The 14,170-nt window shown below is 57.3% G+C and carries 18 protein-coding genes; 6 read left to right on the forward strand and 12 right to left on the reverse strand.

The annotated features are described in order from the left end of the window. Positions 1-26: 26 nt before the first annotated feature. Both BM155_RS05660 and BM155_RS05665 read right to left on the reverse strand, forming a co-directional pair. A complete protein-coding gene (locus BM155_RS05660; protein ID WP_074901650.1) occupies positions 27-554 on the reverse strand; it encodes a TrmH family RNA methyltransferase in 528 nt (175 codons plus the stop codon). Between the two features lie 150 nt (positions 555-704). Continuing rightward, on the reverse strand, positions 705-1,871 hold the full coding sequence (locus tag BM155_RS05665) for an aminopeptidase (protein ID WP_082817571.1): 1,167 nt from the start codon (positions 1,869-1,871) through the stop codon (positions 705-707). Positions 1,872-1,882: 11 nt separating this feature from the next. On the opposite strand from BM155_RS05665, the gene BM155_RS05670 reads away from it, so the two are divergent. After that, positions 1,883-2,140, forward strand: a complete 258-nt coding sequence (locus BM155_RS05670) for a hypothetical protein (protein ID WP_067156726.1) — start codon at positions 1,883-1,885, stop codon at positions 2,138-2,140. Positions 2,141-2,245: 105 nt separating this feature from the next. After that, positions 2,246-2,416 carry a DUF3149 domain-containing protein gene (locus tag BM155_RS05675; protein WP_074901655.1) on the forward strand — a complete coding sequence of 57 codons (171 nt, stop codon included), beginning with the start codon at positions 2,246-2,248 and terminating at the stop codon, positions 2,414-2,416. A 195-nt stretch (positions 2,417-2,611) separates the two neighbouring features. Here BM155_RS05675 and BM155_RS05680 read toward each other — a convergent pair whose 3' ends face one another. Beyond that, complete coding sequence (locus BM155_RS05680) at positions 2,612-3,553, reverse strand: SDR family oxidoreductase (protein WP_074901658.1); 942 nt, start codon at positions 3,551-3,553, stop codon at positions 2,612-2,614. Between the two features lie 228 nt (positions 3,554-3,781). Between BM155_RS05680 and BM155_RS05685 the strand changes: the two genes are divergently transcribed. Then, positions 3,782-4,678 (forward strand): AraC family transcriptional regulator, encoded by an 897-nt coding sequence (locus tag BM155_RS05685; protein WP_074901660.1) that lies wholly within the window; start codon positions 3,782-3,784, stop codon positions 4,676-4,678. Positions 4,679-4,751: 73 nt separating this feature from the next. Here the strand turns inward: BM155_RS05685 and tatC are convergent, their stop codons facing one another. The 8 genes from tatC to ubiE all read right to left on the reverse strand — a co-directional run bounded on the left by tatC (position 4,752) and on the right by ubiE (position 10,362). After that, the gene (tatC, locus tag BM155_RS05690; protein WP_067158153.1) at positions 4,752-5,522 is read right to left on the reverse strand and encodes a twin-arginine translocase subunit TatC; all 771 of its coding nucleotides are present in this window, start codon (positions 5,520-5,522) and stop codon (positions 4,752-4,754) included. 18 nt (positions 5,523-5,540) lie between these two features. After that, complete coding sequence (gene tatB, locus BM155_RS05695; RefSeq protein ID WP_074901663.1) at positions 5,541-6,047, reverse strand: Sec-independent protein translocase protein TatB; 507 nt, start codon at positions 6,045-6,047, stop codon at positions 5,541-5,543. A 29-nt stretch (positions 6,048-6,076) separates the two neighbouring features. After that, positions 6,077-6,322: a Sec-independent protein translocase subunit TatA gene (gene tatA / locus BM155_RS05700; protein ID WP_067156735.1), complete on the reverse strand. Its 246-nt coding sequence runs from the start codon at positions 6,320-6,322 to the stop codon at positions 6,077-6,079. A 44-nt stretch (positions 6,323-6,366) separates the two neighbouring features. After that, positions 6,367-6,702, reverse strand: coding sequence for a phosphoribosyl-ATP diphosphatase (locus BM155_RS05705; RefSeq protein WP_067156739.1), 336 nt, complete (start codon positions 6,700-6,702; stop codon positions 6,367-6,369). Next, entirely contained in the window at positions 6,699-7,109 is a 411-nt protein-coding gene (hisI, locus tag BM155_RS05710) for a phosphoribosyl-AMP cyclohydrolase (protein WP_067156741.1), read from the reverse strand. The genes BM155_RS05705 and hisI overlap by 4 nt, the downstream gene beginning before the upstream one ends. A 106-nt stretch (positions 7,110-7,215) precedes the next feature. Continuing rightward, on the reverse strand, positions 7,216-8,826 hold the full coding sequence (ubiB, locus tag BM155_RS05715) for a ubiquinone biosynthesis regulatory protein kinase UbiB (RefSeq protein ID WP_067156746.1): 1,611 nt from the start codon (positions 8,824-8,826) through the stop codon (positions 7,216-7,218). A gap of 2 nt (positions 8,827-8,828) precedes the next feature. Further along, positions 8,829-9,458 carry a ubiquinone biosynthesis accessory factor UbiJ gene (locus tag BM155_RS05720; protein ID WP_074901666.1) on the reverse strand — a complete coding sequence of 210 codons (630 nt, stop codon included), beginning with the start codon at positions 9,456-9,458 and terminating at the stop codon, positions 8,829-8,831. A 154-nt stretch (positions 9,459-9,612) separates the two neighbouring features. Beyond that, a complete protein-coding gene (gene ubiE / locus BM155_RS05725; RefSeq protein ID WP_067156751.1) occupies positions 9,613-10,362 on the reverse strand; it encodes a bifunctional demethylmenaquinone methyltransferase/2-methoxy-6-polyprenyl-1,4-benzoquinol methylase UbiE in 750 nt (249 codons plus the stop codon). A 136-nt stretch (positions 10,363-10,498) separates the two neighbouring features. Between ubiE and BM155_RS05730 the strand changes: the two genes are divergently transcribed. The 3 genes from BM155_RS05730 (at position 10,499) to BM155_RS05740 (ending at position 12,839) form a co-directional block, all read left to right on the forward strand. Continuing rightward, the gene (locus BM155_RS05730) at positions 10,499-11,350 is read left to right on the forward strand and encodes a CHAD domain-containing protein (protein WP_074901669.1); all 852 of its coding nucleotides are present in this window, start codon (positions 10,499-10,501) and stop codon (positions 11,348-11,350) included. Positions 11,351-11,414: 64 nt separating this feature from the next. After that, positions 11,415-11,876: an NfeD family protein gene (locus BM155_RS05735; RefSeq protein ID WP_067156757.1), complete on the forward strand. Its 462-nt coding sequence runs from the start codon at positions 11,415-11,417 to the stop codon at positions 11,874-11,876. Positions 11,877-11,993: 117 nt separating this feature from the next. Next, positions 11,994-12,839, forward strand: a complete 846-nt coding sequence (locus BM155_RS05740) for an SPFH domain-containing protein (protein ID WP_067156759.1) — start codon at positions 11,994-11,996, stop codon at positions 12,837-12,839. 747 nt (positions 12,840-13,586) lie between these two features. Here BM155_RS05740 and BM155_RS16970 read toward each other — a convergent pair. Beyond that, positions 13,587-13,838 (reverse strand): hypothetical protein, encoded by a 252-nt coding sequence (locus BM155_RS16970; RefSeq protein ID WP_139223158.1) that lies wholly within the window; start codon positions 13,836-13,838, stop codon positions 13,587-13,589. Positions 13,839-14,170: the final 332 nt, after the last annotated feature.

Genomic DNA, 14,170 nt, shown 5'->3' on the forward strand with positions numbered 1-14,170 from the left:
CAATCTTCGGGGATGCTGTCGTCCGGTCAGTGACAACACCCGGGCTCGAGCTTCTGCGTGATGTGATAAGCCGCAATAGCGCATGCGGAAGCCACATTCATAGAGGAATTATTGCCCAGCATCGGAATATGAACCGTGGTATCGGAGATATCCAGCAGCTCCTGGCCGACACCTTCCTTTTCCGATCCGAGCACCAGGCAGATTTTTTCATCAGGCCTGGGAGAAAAGTTCGCAAGATCCACGCTGTCAGATGAAATTTCCAGGCAGACAATCCTGTAGCCTTCACCTTTTAACTGCTTTACCAGATCCAGAGTGTTTTCATGGTAGGAGTAGGGCACATATTTTTCCGCGGCGCGGGATGTCTTTCTGATTTTGGTGTTAGGGGGACAGATAGAACCACCTGAGAGAAATAATTTTTCAACGCCCAGGGCGTCGGCAATCCTGAACAGGCTGCCTATATTCGTTGGAACTCTAATGTTATATGCCAGAAGGCAGAGCGGATATTTCCTGCCACTGTTTTGGTGAGTAGCGTGATCCAATTGTACGTTTTTCATTTCGCGACTTTAAAACCATTGGTGACTTCCCTCGCTGGACTGAAAGATACCCTCTCAGCCGCTGAGACGCCCAGGACTTTGCCTGGTCGCCCCAAAACCAACGACAGCACCCAAAGGAACGAAGCAAAGATTCGTTGGCGAAAAACGCTGTTACCCTGACGACAAATCGTGCCGCGCTCCTCGCATGCAGCTTTCTCCGTTGGGCGACAACGCAGCCCCCATACTGTCGGCATCCGGTGTGCTGGAATCCTTATAGCGCTGCGCAAGCTGTTTCAGGCGCCGCTTGCGCTTTTCCTTACCCAATTCACCCAGCCGCTCCGCGGCCCGGTAGAAATCCTCCCAGCTATCACTCTCGCGATACAACTGCTTGAACGCCGGAACCTGAGACTGATATTCAGCCACCAACGCCAAAGTGGCATTATTGGTCTTGTCGATATAGCGCCGGTAGCGCTCTGGATTGGGCCAGTCGGCGGAAAGCTCGCGGTAGCAGTGGCGCAATCGCGAGAGCACCTGGGCTTTCTGCGCGCGCTTGCTCTCGTCGGTGACTCTCGCTTTATAAATGGTCTGCAACTGCTTGCGCGCTGCGGTCATCAGGCGGTTGACCGCCAGCGCCTGCGCGCGGGTATCGGCGCCCATGCCCTCGATGCCATAGCGGCGGCGCCATTCCGGCAGCGCCAGCTCCGACACCGCTGTGGCGAAGCTCTCGTTAAACTGGGTGTCGCCGGAGATATAGACCCGCCGGTGCGCCAGCTCGTGAAACAAAAGGCCGGCCAGGCGCTCGGGCGACCAGTGGACAAAGCTGGATAGCACTGGGTCATCAAACCAGCCGAGGGTACTGTAGGCGGGTACCGGGCCCAGATAGACATCATAACCCTGGGCCAACAATTCCCGCGCCTTCTCCTCGGCGGCGGCCTTATGGAAATAACCGCGGTAGCTGGCGCAGCCGACTACCGGATAGCACCAGCGCTTCGGTGTCAGGGAAAACTCCGGTGCCGCCAACACATTCCACACGGGGTAGTCTTCCTCGAGTTGCACATAGGCACCGTAAGCCCGCCCCACTGGCAGCCGCAGCTCCGCCTTGGCATAGGCGCGGATGTTCTGTACCTGGCGTAGCTGTTCGCGCAGTTTTTCCCCTGTCTGCGGTGCTGCTACCACCTCCTCAATCGGCTCGCGAGCGGACAAAAGACGCCACTGACCGCTCGCCGCCTGCGCGTAGTATTCCACGGTTTCACAACCACAAAGCAGTAATACCGCCAGGGACACAAGCGACGCGAGTAAACGCGGGAAGCTGATATACACTCTAACCATCGTTTGCATAAGGAGTTTGCATGGAGCCGACCACCCCCGGCACCGGCATGGCCCCGGTCGCCGCCGTCTTGACCGTCTTTGCGCTGGTTTTCGCCTTCCTCTGCTGGCTGCGCCTGTTGCGTGTCTGTTTTCGGCAACACTTGCTGTTGGGGCTAATCGCCATCTTTCTGCCCCCCCTGGCCCTACTAATATTGCTGCCGGGCTGGGAAAAGGAGCGCGACATGTTCGCCCTTGCCGCCGGAGCACTGGTTGCTATCAGCATAGCCGCACTTGTGTAGTCCTTTCACCTGCACCTTTTCCCGTGTGGCTTGATCCAGGTCAAGCCACGCAACTAGCTGCTTCCTAAACTGACACTATCGCCCATGTATAAGACGGAGTCAGATATGGACGCACTGATTGACCTATTTACCAGTTTTTCCGGCCTGCTGAGCTTGGGAGTCATCGCCTTTATTTTCCTGATGGCCACCTATTTAATCCGCCTCGCACTGCGCAATATCGACAAGGACAGCCACCTCGCCGAGCCGGATTCGAACGGGGCCCGGCGACAATCATAAGACAGGAAGTGTATACGCTTGCGCAAGGCGCGAGCGAAGATAGGAAATAGGATTTCGAAACCGTCGGATACAAGGCGGTATCCGGCGGAGCTACAGAGATGTACTCGTGCGTTTTCGAAATATCTGTCCTATTGCCTGAGCGCCCCGGAACCTACCATTGTGTCCACGCGAATTAATCAGAGGTTCCCTAGCAGGCTACAGTGCCCAGCGCAGTGACGTCTTCTGCTCAGAGAGGGTCCAAAGTTTAGCCGCCATTTCCCGATTAAGCGCAAGGTCCTCCAGCGGGCACTCGCCGACCGGGCCCACCATCTCGAACCTTGTAGGTCCATATAATTTTGCGGGTTCCAGCCCTTCTTCCGTTGCACACATCACTTCGGGCCAGGCCCCCTTTTCCGCGGATTGCGCCAACAGCGAGAGCACAGCCCAAAGTGCCTTTTGGAGAGGGCCGGCCGTGTCCTTCAACAAATTGGTGCGGGCTGCGCCGGGATGGCAAACCAGCACCCGGGTGCGTTTTCCGGCCGCCTCAACCCGTCGCTGCAATTCGTAAGCAAACATCATCTGTGCCAGCTTGCTCTGGGCGTAGGCGTTCCAGGGGGTATATTTTTTATCGAAGTTGAGATCTTCGAACTGAATACGTTTCAGCCCCATTTTATAGGCGTTGCTGCCGACAACCACGATGCGCCCACCCGAGGCTTCAATCCGCTCAAAGAGCAACCCACAGAGCAGAAAATGACCGAAGTGGTTCACCCCCAACTGGCTTTCAAAGCCATCCACGGTGATCTCCTGCCGGGCGACCTGAGCAATGGCCGCGTTACAAATAAGGGCGTCGATCCGGTGTACCCGCGCCATTATTTTCGCCGCAGCTTCTCGCACGGAATCCAGTACCGCCAGGTCCATTTGCACAAACGTCACCTGTGCATCAGTGCCCAACTCCTGTTTCAGACGCGCAATGGCGGCAGCGGACTTGTCGGCGTTGCGGTTCATCATCACCACTTTCGCACCCTTGGACAGGAGCACTCGCGTTGCCTCAAAGCCCGCGCCGGCAGTGGCACCGGTGATGACAAACGTCTTGCCCTTCAGCGAACTGAGCCGCTCCGGTGTCCAACCATTGGGTCCAAATTTTTGTTGCATAGCCATTGTTCAAACTCTCTCGATTGCGTATCCGGCCGATATGCCGCCGGTAAATCATGAGGTGCCGTCTCGCTGCACCAGTCAGGGGAAGCGGATGATTGGGCGACAGTGCCCGCTATTCGGTTTGAACTATAAATATCGAGGATGTAACAAAATAGGCGAAATAGTCGCTAATACATGCCTGATTGTCTCACGCTGATTGAAGGGTGTATTTTGCAATGCTACCGTGAGCACATGTATAGACAGCCGATAAAACAACTCATTGAGCGCAGGGTTAGTGAAGATGGCATGGTGGAAACCGGGGTGAAGGGCGTACAACTCTTCCGGGTCACCGAGCCGGTTCGCTGCGCCCCGGCAGTGTACGAGCCCAGTGTGGTGGCCATTGTGAGTGGTACCAAAGAGGCCATACTGGACGGCAAGCGCTACCTATACGACAGCAGTCGATACCTGTGCTGTCCCATTTCCATGCCGGTAGAGGCGGGGACGCCCGCAGCCTCGCCGGAGGTTCCTCTTCTGGGGGTATATATCTCCCTGGATACGCGCGTGATGACCGATCTGGCAATCACAATGCAAAACGCCGCGGGCGCCATCCGCAAGCCCAAGACCAACCCACCCCCACAACAGGGGGTCACACTCGCGCGCTGGGACGACGCATTTGGTGACGCGCTGTGGCGACTGCTGCAATTGATGGACAACCCGGCGGATATGGCGGTGCTTGGAGATGGCCGGCTGCGGGAAGTCTATTACGCCGTACTGAGGGGGGAAGCCGGAGATTGTGCGAAGCGCGCCTTTGGTGTGGGCAATGAAATCGCCCGGGCAATTGCGTTTCTGTCTTCCCGTTTGACAGAGCCGGTCACCATTGAAGAGATGGCCGCGCAGGTAGGAATGAGCCGGGCCGTGTTCCACCGCAAGTTCAAGCAGGCGACCACTCTGTCGCCCATCCAGTTTGTGAAGGCGATGCGGCTGAACAGTGCGGCCGTGAAAATTGCCGCAGGCATGAGTGTAAACGAAGCGGCCATGGAAGTGGGGTACGTAAGCTCCTCTCAATTCAGCCGCGAGTTCAAACGCATGTACGGGCAGTCTCCCCGGCAGTGGAGTCACACTCATCCACTACCTTCGGGAATAAGATAGTGGATTGCGGGGCGCCAAGTCCGTTACCTGAGCGTCTCATCGGCGCCCCAAAACCTTTACCTCAGGCAGCGAATTAATCAGAAGTTCCCTGATCTTGCTCTGTCGACGCCTTAGACCCGGACTGGATCCAGCGGCCAAGCAAAATACCCAGCTCAAACAGCAGCCACATGGGAACCGCCAACAGGGATTGGGAAATCACGTCCGGTGGTGTCAACAGCATTCCCACCACGAAACAGCCGACGATCACATAGGAGCGTTTGCTTGCCAGGGTCTTGGGATCTACCGCGCCACTCCAGATCAACAGTACCGTGGCGATGGGAATTTCAAAGGCGAAGCCAAAAGCAAAAAAAAGCTTCAGCACAAGATCTAGGTAGCGGCTGATATCCGGCATCACCTGGATATCCGCATGGGCGGAGCCGACGAAAAAATCAAAGATGATGGGGAAAACAACAAAATAGGCGAAGGTCATGCCAGCGTAAAAAAGGATAACGCTGGACACCAGCAGAGGCACGGCAAAACGCCTTTCATTTTGGTACAAACCGGGGGCGATAAAGGCCCAGGCTTGATAGAGCACAAAAGGGATGGCAATAAAAAAGGCCAGCACAAATGTAGTCTTAAAAGGTGTAAAGAAGGGGGAGGTCACTTCGGTGGCGATCATACCCGCGCCTTCCGCCAGGCGCGCCTGCAGTGGATCGGCGACGAAATCGTAGATCTCTGCGGCAAAGGGCACCATGCAGGCGAAGATAACCACCACCACCAAGAGAGTTTTGAGGAGGCGGTCGCGCAGTTCGATCAGGTGGTCGATAAACGGCTGCTGACTGTCGGTTTCCGGCTGGTCGCTCATGTCGCTGCTTACCTTCACTCAGGACTGCTTGTCTTTTTCCTGCGGCTTTTTTTGTGCTGCTGTACTGGCTTTCTCTGCGTGGGCGGCACGGTCCGGGTGGTGGGAATTCAGTTCCGGGTCGCCGTAGTCGTGCCAGTGCTCCGGGTACTCCGGGTCCTGCAGCTCTGTGGCGCTCTCGTCCTGTTCCGACAAATAATCTTCCTTTTCCGCCTTGGAGTGCGCCGGTTCCGCATGTGGCTCGGTGGGGACGTTTTCGCGCTCCGCGTCCACGGTGTTGAAGGCCTTTTCCATTTCCCGGCGGCTCTCCTGCAGCTCGCGCATGATGCGCTCATTGTGCAGCTCGCGGCGGATATCGTCGGCGCCCACCTCTCTTTCCAGCTCCGCGCGCGCATTGTGCAACATGCGTCGGACGCCAGACCACCAGCGGGCGGTGGTGCGCACAGCGTCCGGCAACCGCTCCGGACCCACCACCAGTAGGCCCACGATTGCAACCATCAGAAGTTCAAAAAAGCCGATATCAAACACGGGCGTTTCTCACGCAGGGCTTTAGAGTTTCACTTGTCCTGGGACTGTTTGTCCCGCTCCCGCGCGTCATCCTTGTGCTGCGGTTTTTCCGGTTCATCGTGTTCGAGCTTCTCCGGTTCCTTTTTTTCCTCGTCATCCTTCATGGCTTTTTTAAAGCCCTTGAGCGCACCGCCCAGGTCGCTGCCCAGGTTGCGCAGTCGCTTGGTGCCAAACAGCAGCAGTACGATGACCAGAATAATCAGCAACTGCCAAATATTAATTCCGCCAAATCCCATGCTCTTCTCCAGGTTTTACTCAGCCTTTTCGCTGACTTTTCCAGTTAATCTTTACTGCGCGCGGCCTTCTCTTCCAGGCCGGAGAGGCCGAAGCGGCGCGCGAGCTCATTGAGTACGTCTTGTGAATCCGCCCCCAGGTGCGAGAGCATCACCAGGGAGTGAAACCAGAGGTCGGCAGTCTCGCAGATCATCGCCTGCCTGTCGCCGCCACACTCCACATCCTTGGCGGCGAGTATTACCTCGGTGGCCTCTTCGCCAACTTTTTCCAGAATCTTGTTCAGGCCTTTTTTGTGCAGGCTCGCCACATAAGAGCTGTCGGCATCGCCCTGGCGCTTGCGGCTTTCCAGTACCGCGTCTAATTGCTGCAACAGGTCGCTCATGCCTTGCCCTCATAGATGCTTTCCGGGTCCCGGAGCACCGGCTGATTCTCTTTCCACTCCCCGTCCTGCAACAGGTTGTAAAAGCAGCTGGCGCGCCCGGTATGACAGGCAATACCGCCTTGCTGTTCCACCAGCAGTAGTACGGTATCGCCGTCGCAGTCGAGGCGTATTTCGCGCACCTGCTGCAGGTGTCCGGAAGACTCGCCCTTGCGCCAGAGTTTATTGCGTGAACGGGACCAGTAGACCGCATAACCCTCACTGGCGGTGAGAGCCAGCGATTCGCGATTCATCCACGCCATCATCAGCACGCGCCCGGTCTCGAAGTCCTGCGCTATGGCGGGTACCAAGCCGTCACTGTTCCAGCTGACCTGGTCGATAAAGCTGGTGCTCGTATCTGCGTTGGTCAATGTCTCTTCCTTCAGACTTCCTATTGTAGGTTGGCGCGGGCCTGAGACCCGCAGTGTGAAGCCGGGCCTTTAGCACGATACCGGCACACACAGGCGATTGCGGATTCTAAGGCCACAGTAACAGTACCAAAGCCGCGGCACCCATCACCCAGGTGCCTGTGGATAAGTGCGCTGCCCACTGGGGGGAGGCCAGGGCGACAGCACCGGCGGCCAGCAACACACCGGCAACCCGGCGCAAGTACTGGCCCCGGCCGCGGTGCTGGCTCTGGGCCAGCTTGTCGCCGATGCTCTGCAGCTGCGGCGCCAGATCGCGGGACTGCTCCAGCGAGGAGAAGACCATCTGCGGCAGCTGCGGAAACTTCTCCAGCCACTCCGGGCCATAGCGCTTGATCTCCCCGATAATTGTCCTGGGGTGAATGCGCTCGCGCATCCAGCGCTCCAGGAATGGATGAGCAGTCTTCCACAGATCCAGCTGCGGATAAAGCTGCCGCCCCAGGCCCTCGATATTGAGCAGTGTTTTTTGCAACAGCACCAGCTGTGGCTGCACCGCCATATCAAAGCGCCGCGCGGTCTGGAACAGGCTGATCAACACCCGGGCGAAGGAGATCTCCCCCAGGGGCTTCTCGAAAATCGGTTCGCACACCGCGCGGATTGCCGCCTCGAAGCTGTTCACCGGTGTATCGCGCCGCACCCAGCCGCTCTGCACATGCAATTCCGCCACCATGCGGTAATCGCGGCGGAACATGGCCAACAGGTTGCGGGCCAGGTAGTACTGGTCCTCGCGGGACAGGCTGCCCACTATGGCGGTGTCGATGGCAATGTACTGCGGCCGCTGCGGATGTTTGCGCGACACGAAGATATTGCCGGGGTGCATATCGGCGTGAAAGAAGTTGTGCTCAAACACCTGCTTAAAGAAGATCTCCACGCCGCGCTCGGCGAGTAGCTTCATGTCGGTATTCTGGGCGCGCAGCTGGGCTATATCGGTAACGGGAATACCGTCGATGCGCTCCAGCACCAGGACATTTTGCCGCGTGTAGTCCCAATAGACTTCGGGGACGTAGAGCAGCGGCGAATTGGCGAAATTGCGCTTCAGCTGAGTGCCGTTGGCGGCCTCGCGCACCAGATCCAGCTCGCCCTCGATCGTGTGGCGGTAGTCCTCCACCACCTCTACCGGGCGCAGGCGGCGGCCGTCCGGCACCCAGCGCTCTATCCAGCGGGCGATGACCGCCAGCAGGCGCAAGTCCTGCTCTATGATCTTTTCGATCCCCGGGCGCAACACCTTGACCACCACCTGCTCGCCGGAAAGCAGCACGGCGCTGTGCACCTGGGCCACCGAGGCCGAGGCCAGAGGCGCGCGATCGAAATCGGCAAACAGCTCATCGACACTCGCACCCAGGGCCTGTTCTATCAGCGCCACGCATTCCTCGCTGGGGAAGGGGGGTACCTTGTCCTGCAACCGGTCCAGCTCTTCGACGATATCCGCCGGCAACAGGTCCGGGCGGGTGGACAGCAGCTGGCCAAACTTGACGAAAATCGGCCCCAGCTCTTCCAGGGCCCGGCGCAGCCGTGCTCCGCGGGAGAGCCGGGATTCCGGCATTAATTTCAGCGGGCTCAGCAGGCCGCGCAGCCACAGGGGCCGGCGCGCCGCCGGCAGCAACTGGTCGAGACGGTAGCGCAGGAAAACCCGCGCGATGGTAAAACTGCGTGCAACCGGCAAAACTATTCCGCCCCCCGCTGGGAAAACTTTTCCTTCAGCAGATTGACCCGCGCCTCCAGGCGTTCGGTGGCCAGCGACAGCGCCCGCAGGTCCTCCGCAAAGGCCTCGAACTGCGCCTGCGGCGGCGTCAACCGCCACTCCTCACTGACCGCCTCCGCAGCGGCCGCCGGCGCGCGGCTGAAGCCGTCCCTCAGCCAGCTCGAAAGGGTGCGCAGCGCCTCGCCAACAGCGTGGGCCGGCACATCGCCGACCAGCTGCGCCAGCGGCGCCTCCCAGTCGATATCCAAGTCCCGCATAATGGCTTGCAACTCCGCCAGCAGCGCGCTGGAGCCATTGACGCCCACACCCACCCCCGCCGGTGTCGCACTCGAATCTCTCAGCAGGCGCACCAGCGCAACGGCAGAGCCAGATAGGCGGGTGGATATCTGCCCCTCCCAGTGGCGGTACAAACACACGCGCTCGCCTTCCACGCCCAGACAGAAGGTCATTTTCGGAGAGGTCAGATCCAGCTCCAGTACCTTGCCGTCCAGTTTCTGCAGGCGCGCGCGGGTGGCCGGGTCGTATTGCAACGCAGTGTTGATCGCGGTTTCCAGGGCAGCGTCAAAGCCGGTGCGGAATGTCGGGTCGGTCATTGGCGAAGTCGATTGGAAGTTGAGGTGAAGGTTCTGCTGCCGAAGTACCCTGGCAAGTCTAGCCGCGACAACAAACGCGCTGACAAGCCTGCGGCGGTAAATGCGCGGTGTCTTCCGCAAACAACGTCCGGCCGCAGGTCAGCGACACAACACATCAGGGCTTGATACCTTTGTGCAGCGCCACTATGCCGCCGGTCATATTGTGGTACTCGCAGTCCACAAAACCGGCATCCTCCATCATTTGCTTCAGGGTCTCCTGATCCGGATGCATGCGGATACTCTCCGCCAGATAGCGGTAGCTGTCGGCGTCATTGGCCACCAGCTTGCCCATCACGGGCAGTAGACGGAAGGAGTACTGATCGTAGACTTTTTCCAGCAGCTTTGACTGCGGCTTGGAAAACTCCAGCACCAGCAGGCGGCCGCCGGGCTTGAGCGTGCGCAGCATCGAACGCAGGGCCAGATCCTTGTCGGTGACATTGCGCAAACCGAAAGCGATAGTGACGCAATCGAAGGTGTCATCGGGGAAGGGCAGGTACTGGGCATCCGCCTGCACCGGGAACACATTGCCGGCGATCCCCCTGTCGAGCAGCCGGTCGCGCCCCACCTTGAGCATCGACTCGTTGATATCCGCGAGCAGCACAGTGCCCTCAGGCCCCACTATGCGCGAAAAGCGCGCCGTCAGATCGCCGGTACCACCGGCAATATCCAGAATCGTCTGACCCGGACGGGCGCCGGAAAGCTCAATAGTGAAACGCTTCCAAAGGCGGTGAATACCCCCGGACATCAGGTCGTTCATCACGTCATAGCGCGCCGCGACCGAGTGGAAAACCTCCGCCACGCGCCCCGCCTTCTCTTCCACCGGCACCTGCTGGTAGCCGAAATGGGTGGTCTTGCCTTCCTTCATGCTGTGCCTGCCGGGCCTTTACGAGCCCCTGATTAGCCAAATTTGAGGGGCAGCATTGTACAACGGGGCGAGCGCTCAGGCACCGCCACTCACTAAACTTTGCGATATTGCGACATAAGGTTGCGGGGCAAATACGATGACCTACCGGCTCAACCGCGACATTCCCCTGGCGGATGCTCTGCGCTGTACCGCGCGGGAAGAAATCACCGCATCCCTCGACGCCTTGCAGCAACGCCCCGGCGAAGAGGCGGTGCACGAAGTGCGCAAACACTGCAAGAAAATGCGCGCCCTGCTGCGCCTGGTGCGGGCACAAATCCCGGACTGCTACCGTATTGAGAACGCCCACTACCGGGCGCTGGCCAACAGCCTGTCGGGCACCCGCGACGCCGTCTCCATACGCGACGCCCTGCTGATGCTGGCGCCGCCGGAGCGATTTCCCAACACTTTTGCCTTCCTACAGCAAAACGCCAAAACACAAACCGATCCGGAAGCCCTCGCAGCAGCCGCCGAGATGCTGCGACAGGGCCTTTCCCGCATCGATAACTGGCCGCTCGCGCAACTGCACTGGCGGCACACAAAACACGGCTATCGGCAAGGCTACCGCCGCGCGCGCAAGGCCCTGTCCCGCGCGCGTGCAGAGGCTGGCCTGGAGCAGTATCACGAGTTGCGCAAAAGAGTAAAAGACCACTGGTATCACTGCCGCCTACTGCAAGACACCTGGCGCGAGGCCACACCGCGCAGCGCACCATTGAAGCAGATGGCGCAAGCGCTGGGCGACTGGCGAGACCTGAAACTGCTGTGCGCGCTGTTAAGCCGCCACAGCGAATCTTTTTCCGGCGAACTGATACCCGTGATAAACACGGCGCAGGAGCGCATCGTCAAACTGCGCGGAGAAGTGAAACAGCTCGGCCGCACACTTTTTACAGAACACACACCCCACTGCAAAAAAAACAGCCCCCGCCGCCGCGCCCGAGAAAACAAATCCTAGTAGTGCGCCCCCTTTTTGGCATAATCAGGTGGACATCAATCACAAAAAGGGGGGCGCAGCCCAAATGTTGGACTGGCTCAACGCAAATATCGCCTATTGGCACTGGCTGGTCCTCGGCCTGCTGCTAGTCACCGCGGAAATCTTCGTTTCCGGATTTATCCTCTTCTGGTTCGGCCTTGCCGCCCTGGTAATAGGGGTGCTGCTGGTTATTGTGGATATACCCATCACCCTGCAACTGCTGCTCTGGGCCGGTATCTCCTTTGCTCTACTGATCGGCTGGCTAAAGCTGATCCGTCCCAAGTGGAAAGATCGCACCACCTCCGGCATGGCCGCCGAGGCTCTGACCGGACAGATAGGGCTGGTGCTGGAATCCAATGCCGGGCGCAACCGCGGCCGACTGAAGTTTCCGGCACCGATTCTGGGAGAGGAGGAATGGCTGTTTATCTGCACTGAGGAAGTGGCTATTGGCGAGCGGGTCAAAGTGACCGATATATCCGGCAATACCCTGATCGTCACCCGTGCCTGACACAGCACTGGATAACCGCTGATTGATTTACCTGAGCGCCATGCAATCAGCTTCTAAGCTCAGGCGAATTCATCATTGGCTCTTTGGAAATCGTTTTTAATTTAGGGGGAAATTATCGTGGAAGGCTTATATGTAGTTCTAGCGCTGGTAGCGCTCGTGGTTATTACCATCGCCAAAGGTGTGCGCATAGTGCCCCAGGGCTCCAAACACATAGTCCAGCGCCTGGGGAAATACCACAAAACACTGCCGCCGGGCATGAACGTGGTCATTCCCTATATCGACCAAGTCTCTTACAAGGTCACCACCAAGGATATTGTGCTCGACATTCCCTCACAGGAAGTCATCACTCAGGACAACGCCACCATCATTGCCAACGCCGTGGCCTATATCAATATCGTCTCGCCGGAAAAGGCAGTGTACGGTGTGGAAGACTACACCCTGGCCATTCAGAATCTGGTACAAACGGCTCTGCGCTCCATCGTCGGTGAAATGTCCCTCGACGCAGCGCTCTCCTCCCGGGATTTGATCAAGGCAAAACTGAAAGAGGGAATCTCCGACGATATCGCCGACTGGGGCATCAACCTCAAAACCGTTGAGATCCAGGATATCAATCCCTCTCCCACCATGCAGAAAGCCATGGAAGAACAGGCCGCCGCCGAACGCCAGCGCCGCGCCACCGTCACCCGCGCCGAGGGCGAAAAACAAGCCGCGATTCTGGAAGCCGACGGCCGCCTGGAAGCTTCCAAGCGCGACGCCAAGGCCCAGGTAGTACTGGCCGACGCCAGCCGCGAAGCCATCGAACGCGTCTCCGCCGCCATCGGCGACAAGGAAATGCCGGTAATGTACCTGCTGGGCGAACGCTATATCAGCGCGCTTTCCGAACTGTCGCAGTCGGGTAATGCCAAGAATGTAATATTGCCGGCGGACTTGCCGCAGGCGGTTAAGGGGTTGTTGAATCGGTAGAGCCAAAGTGCCAGCGGGAACTCCGCTGATTAAACCGCAAGGGCTTTTTGACTAGTTTTGCCAAAAAGACAGAATTGTTCTTTCTCTAATTAAAAGAAATCCCCGGCAGTGTAAACTACTGGGGATTTTTATTTTGTGGATAATTCTCCGACTTCTAATTACCCAAAGACCCGTAGTCTGATGCGCTTGAGAGCAAACCGTTTCCAGCAGCATCTACGAATTTGATAGTGAGTGGCCGACAATTAATAAGCTTTCAGCTTTATCTGATTACTGCTATTTAATATCACGGTCAAAAATCTATATAAACTCTTATTTACATCGCCACTTTATTTTCGATAAATATGTTATGTTTGATTGACGTAGCTCCATGAACTTTCGTGCCAATAATGTTTTGGCTTGATGGACTGGCAGATTGACGTATACTGGCGTGGTTATATAGATCGGGATAAGGGGTTGAGTTAGTGGCCCCTGGAGCTGTGATATAAATATGATAATTTTTTATGCCTAGGAAAATAAGGAAGATCGGTTTAAGGCATTATGGAGCAAAGACCGTAGAGCTAAATAACACGGTCGATTGGGAATCGCTAGTTACAGAGGTTTTTGTCGGTTTCTTATTAGGCATATTTGCCTATATGGGGTATGCCGCAAAGGTTCCACTATTGTTCTTTCCGTGCCTCATTGGATCACTTGCGTGTCTGTTTGCTGTGATCAAAACAGTGTATGTAGCTATTAAGGACAGGAAAAACTTTAAGATGTGATCGGCAGGGAGAGGTAGCGCTCACAGTCGCGGATTCCGTGAGCCCAGTGTTTGCCGAGCGGCTGACAAAAAAAGCGCACTGAATGAGTGACACCAACCTGAGACTTGAAGCGCCTTTCGAAGTTGCGGTTCAAGTAGAGCCAGTGTCGCGGGTCGATCTGCAGTCGTTCTAGAATTGGTGGTAGTTGTTCATTGATAGCGCCGCGCTTGTCTTCACGAAGGCAACGGCTACTCCAGTCCACCAGTTCCAGTTAGTTCTGAAGCTGAAAAAGCAGTCCCTTTGGCATGGATTCTCGCGGGTTACCAACGAAGAGAAAGAGCGCTTGTGGCTGTTTGCCAGCCTGAGCTATGGAGATACCCTGTTGGATAGAGGTATGAGCAGAGGCTTTCGGCGTCTTGGCCATCGTGACCCAGATCGGATTCAAATCCACATAGAGCATACAGACCACCAAGATTCACTCGTCGAGCAATGCTAGAGACTTGAATCTGCCCCCCAGAAACGGCCGATACAGCCATTCTCCCAACTGATTCATCCATACACTTGTATGGATGAACAGTATTTTCTATGAACCAA

The sequence above is a fragment of the Microbulbifer thermotolerans genome (assembly GCF_900112305.1).
Taxonomy (GTDB): Bacteria; Pseudomonadota; Gammaproteobacteria; order Pseudomonadales; family Cellvibrionaceae; genus Microbulbifer; species Microbulbifer thermotolerans.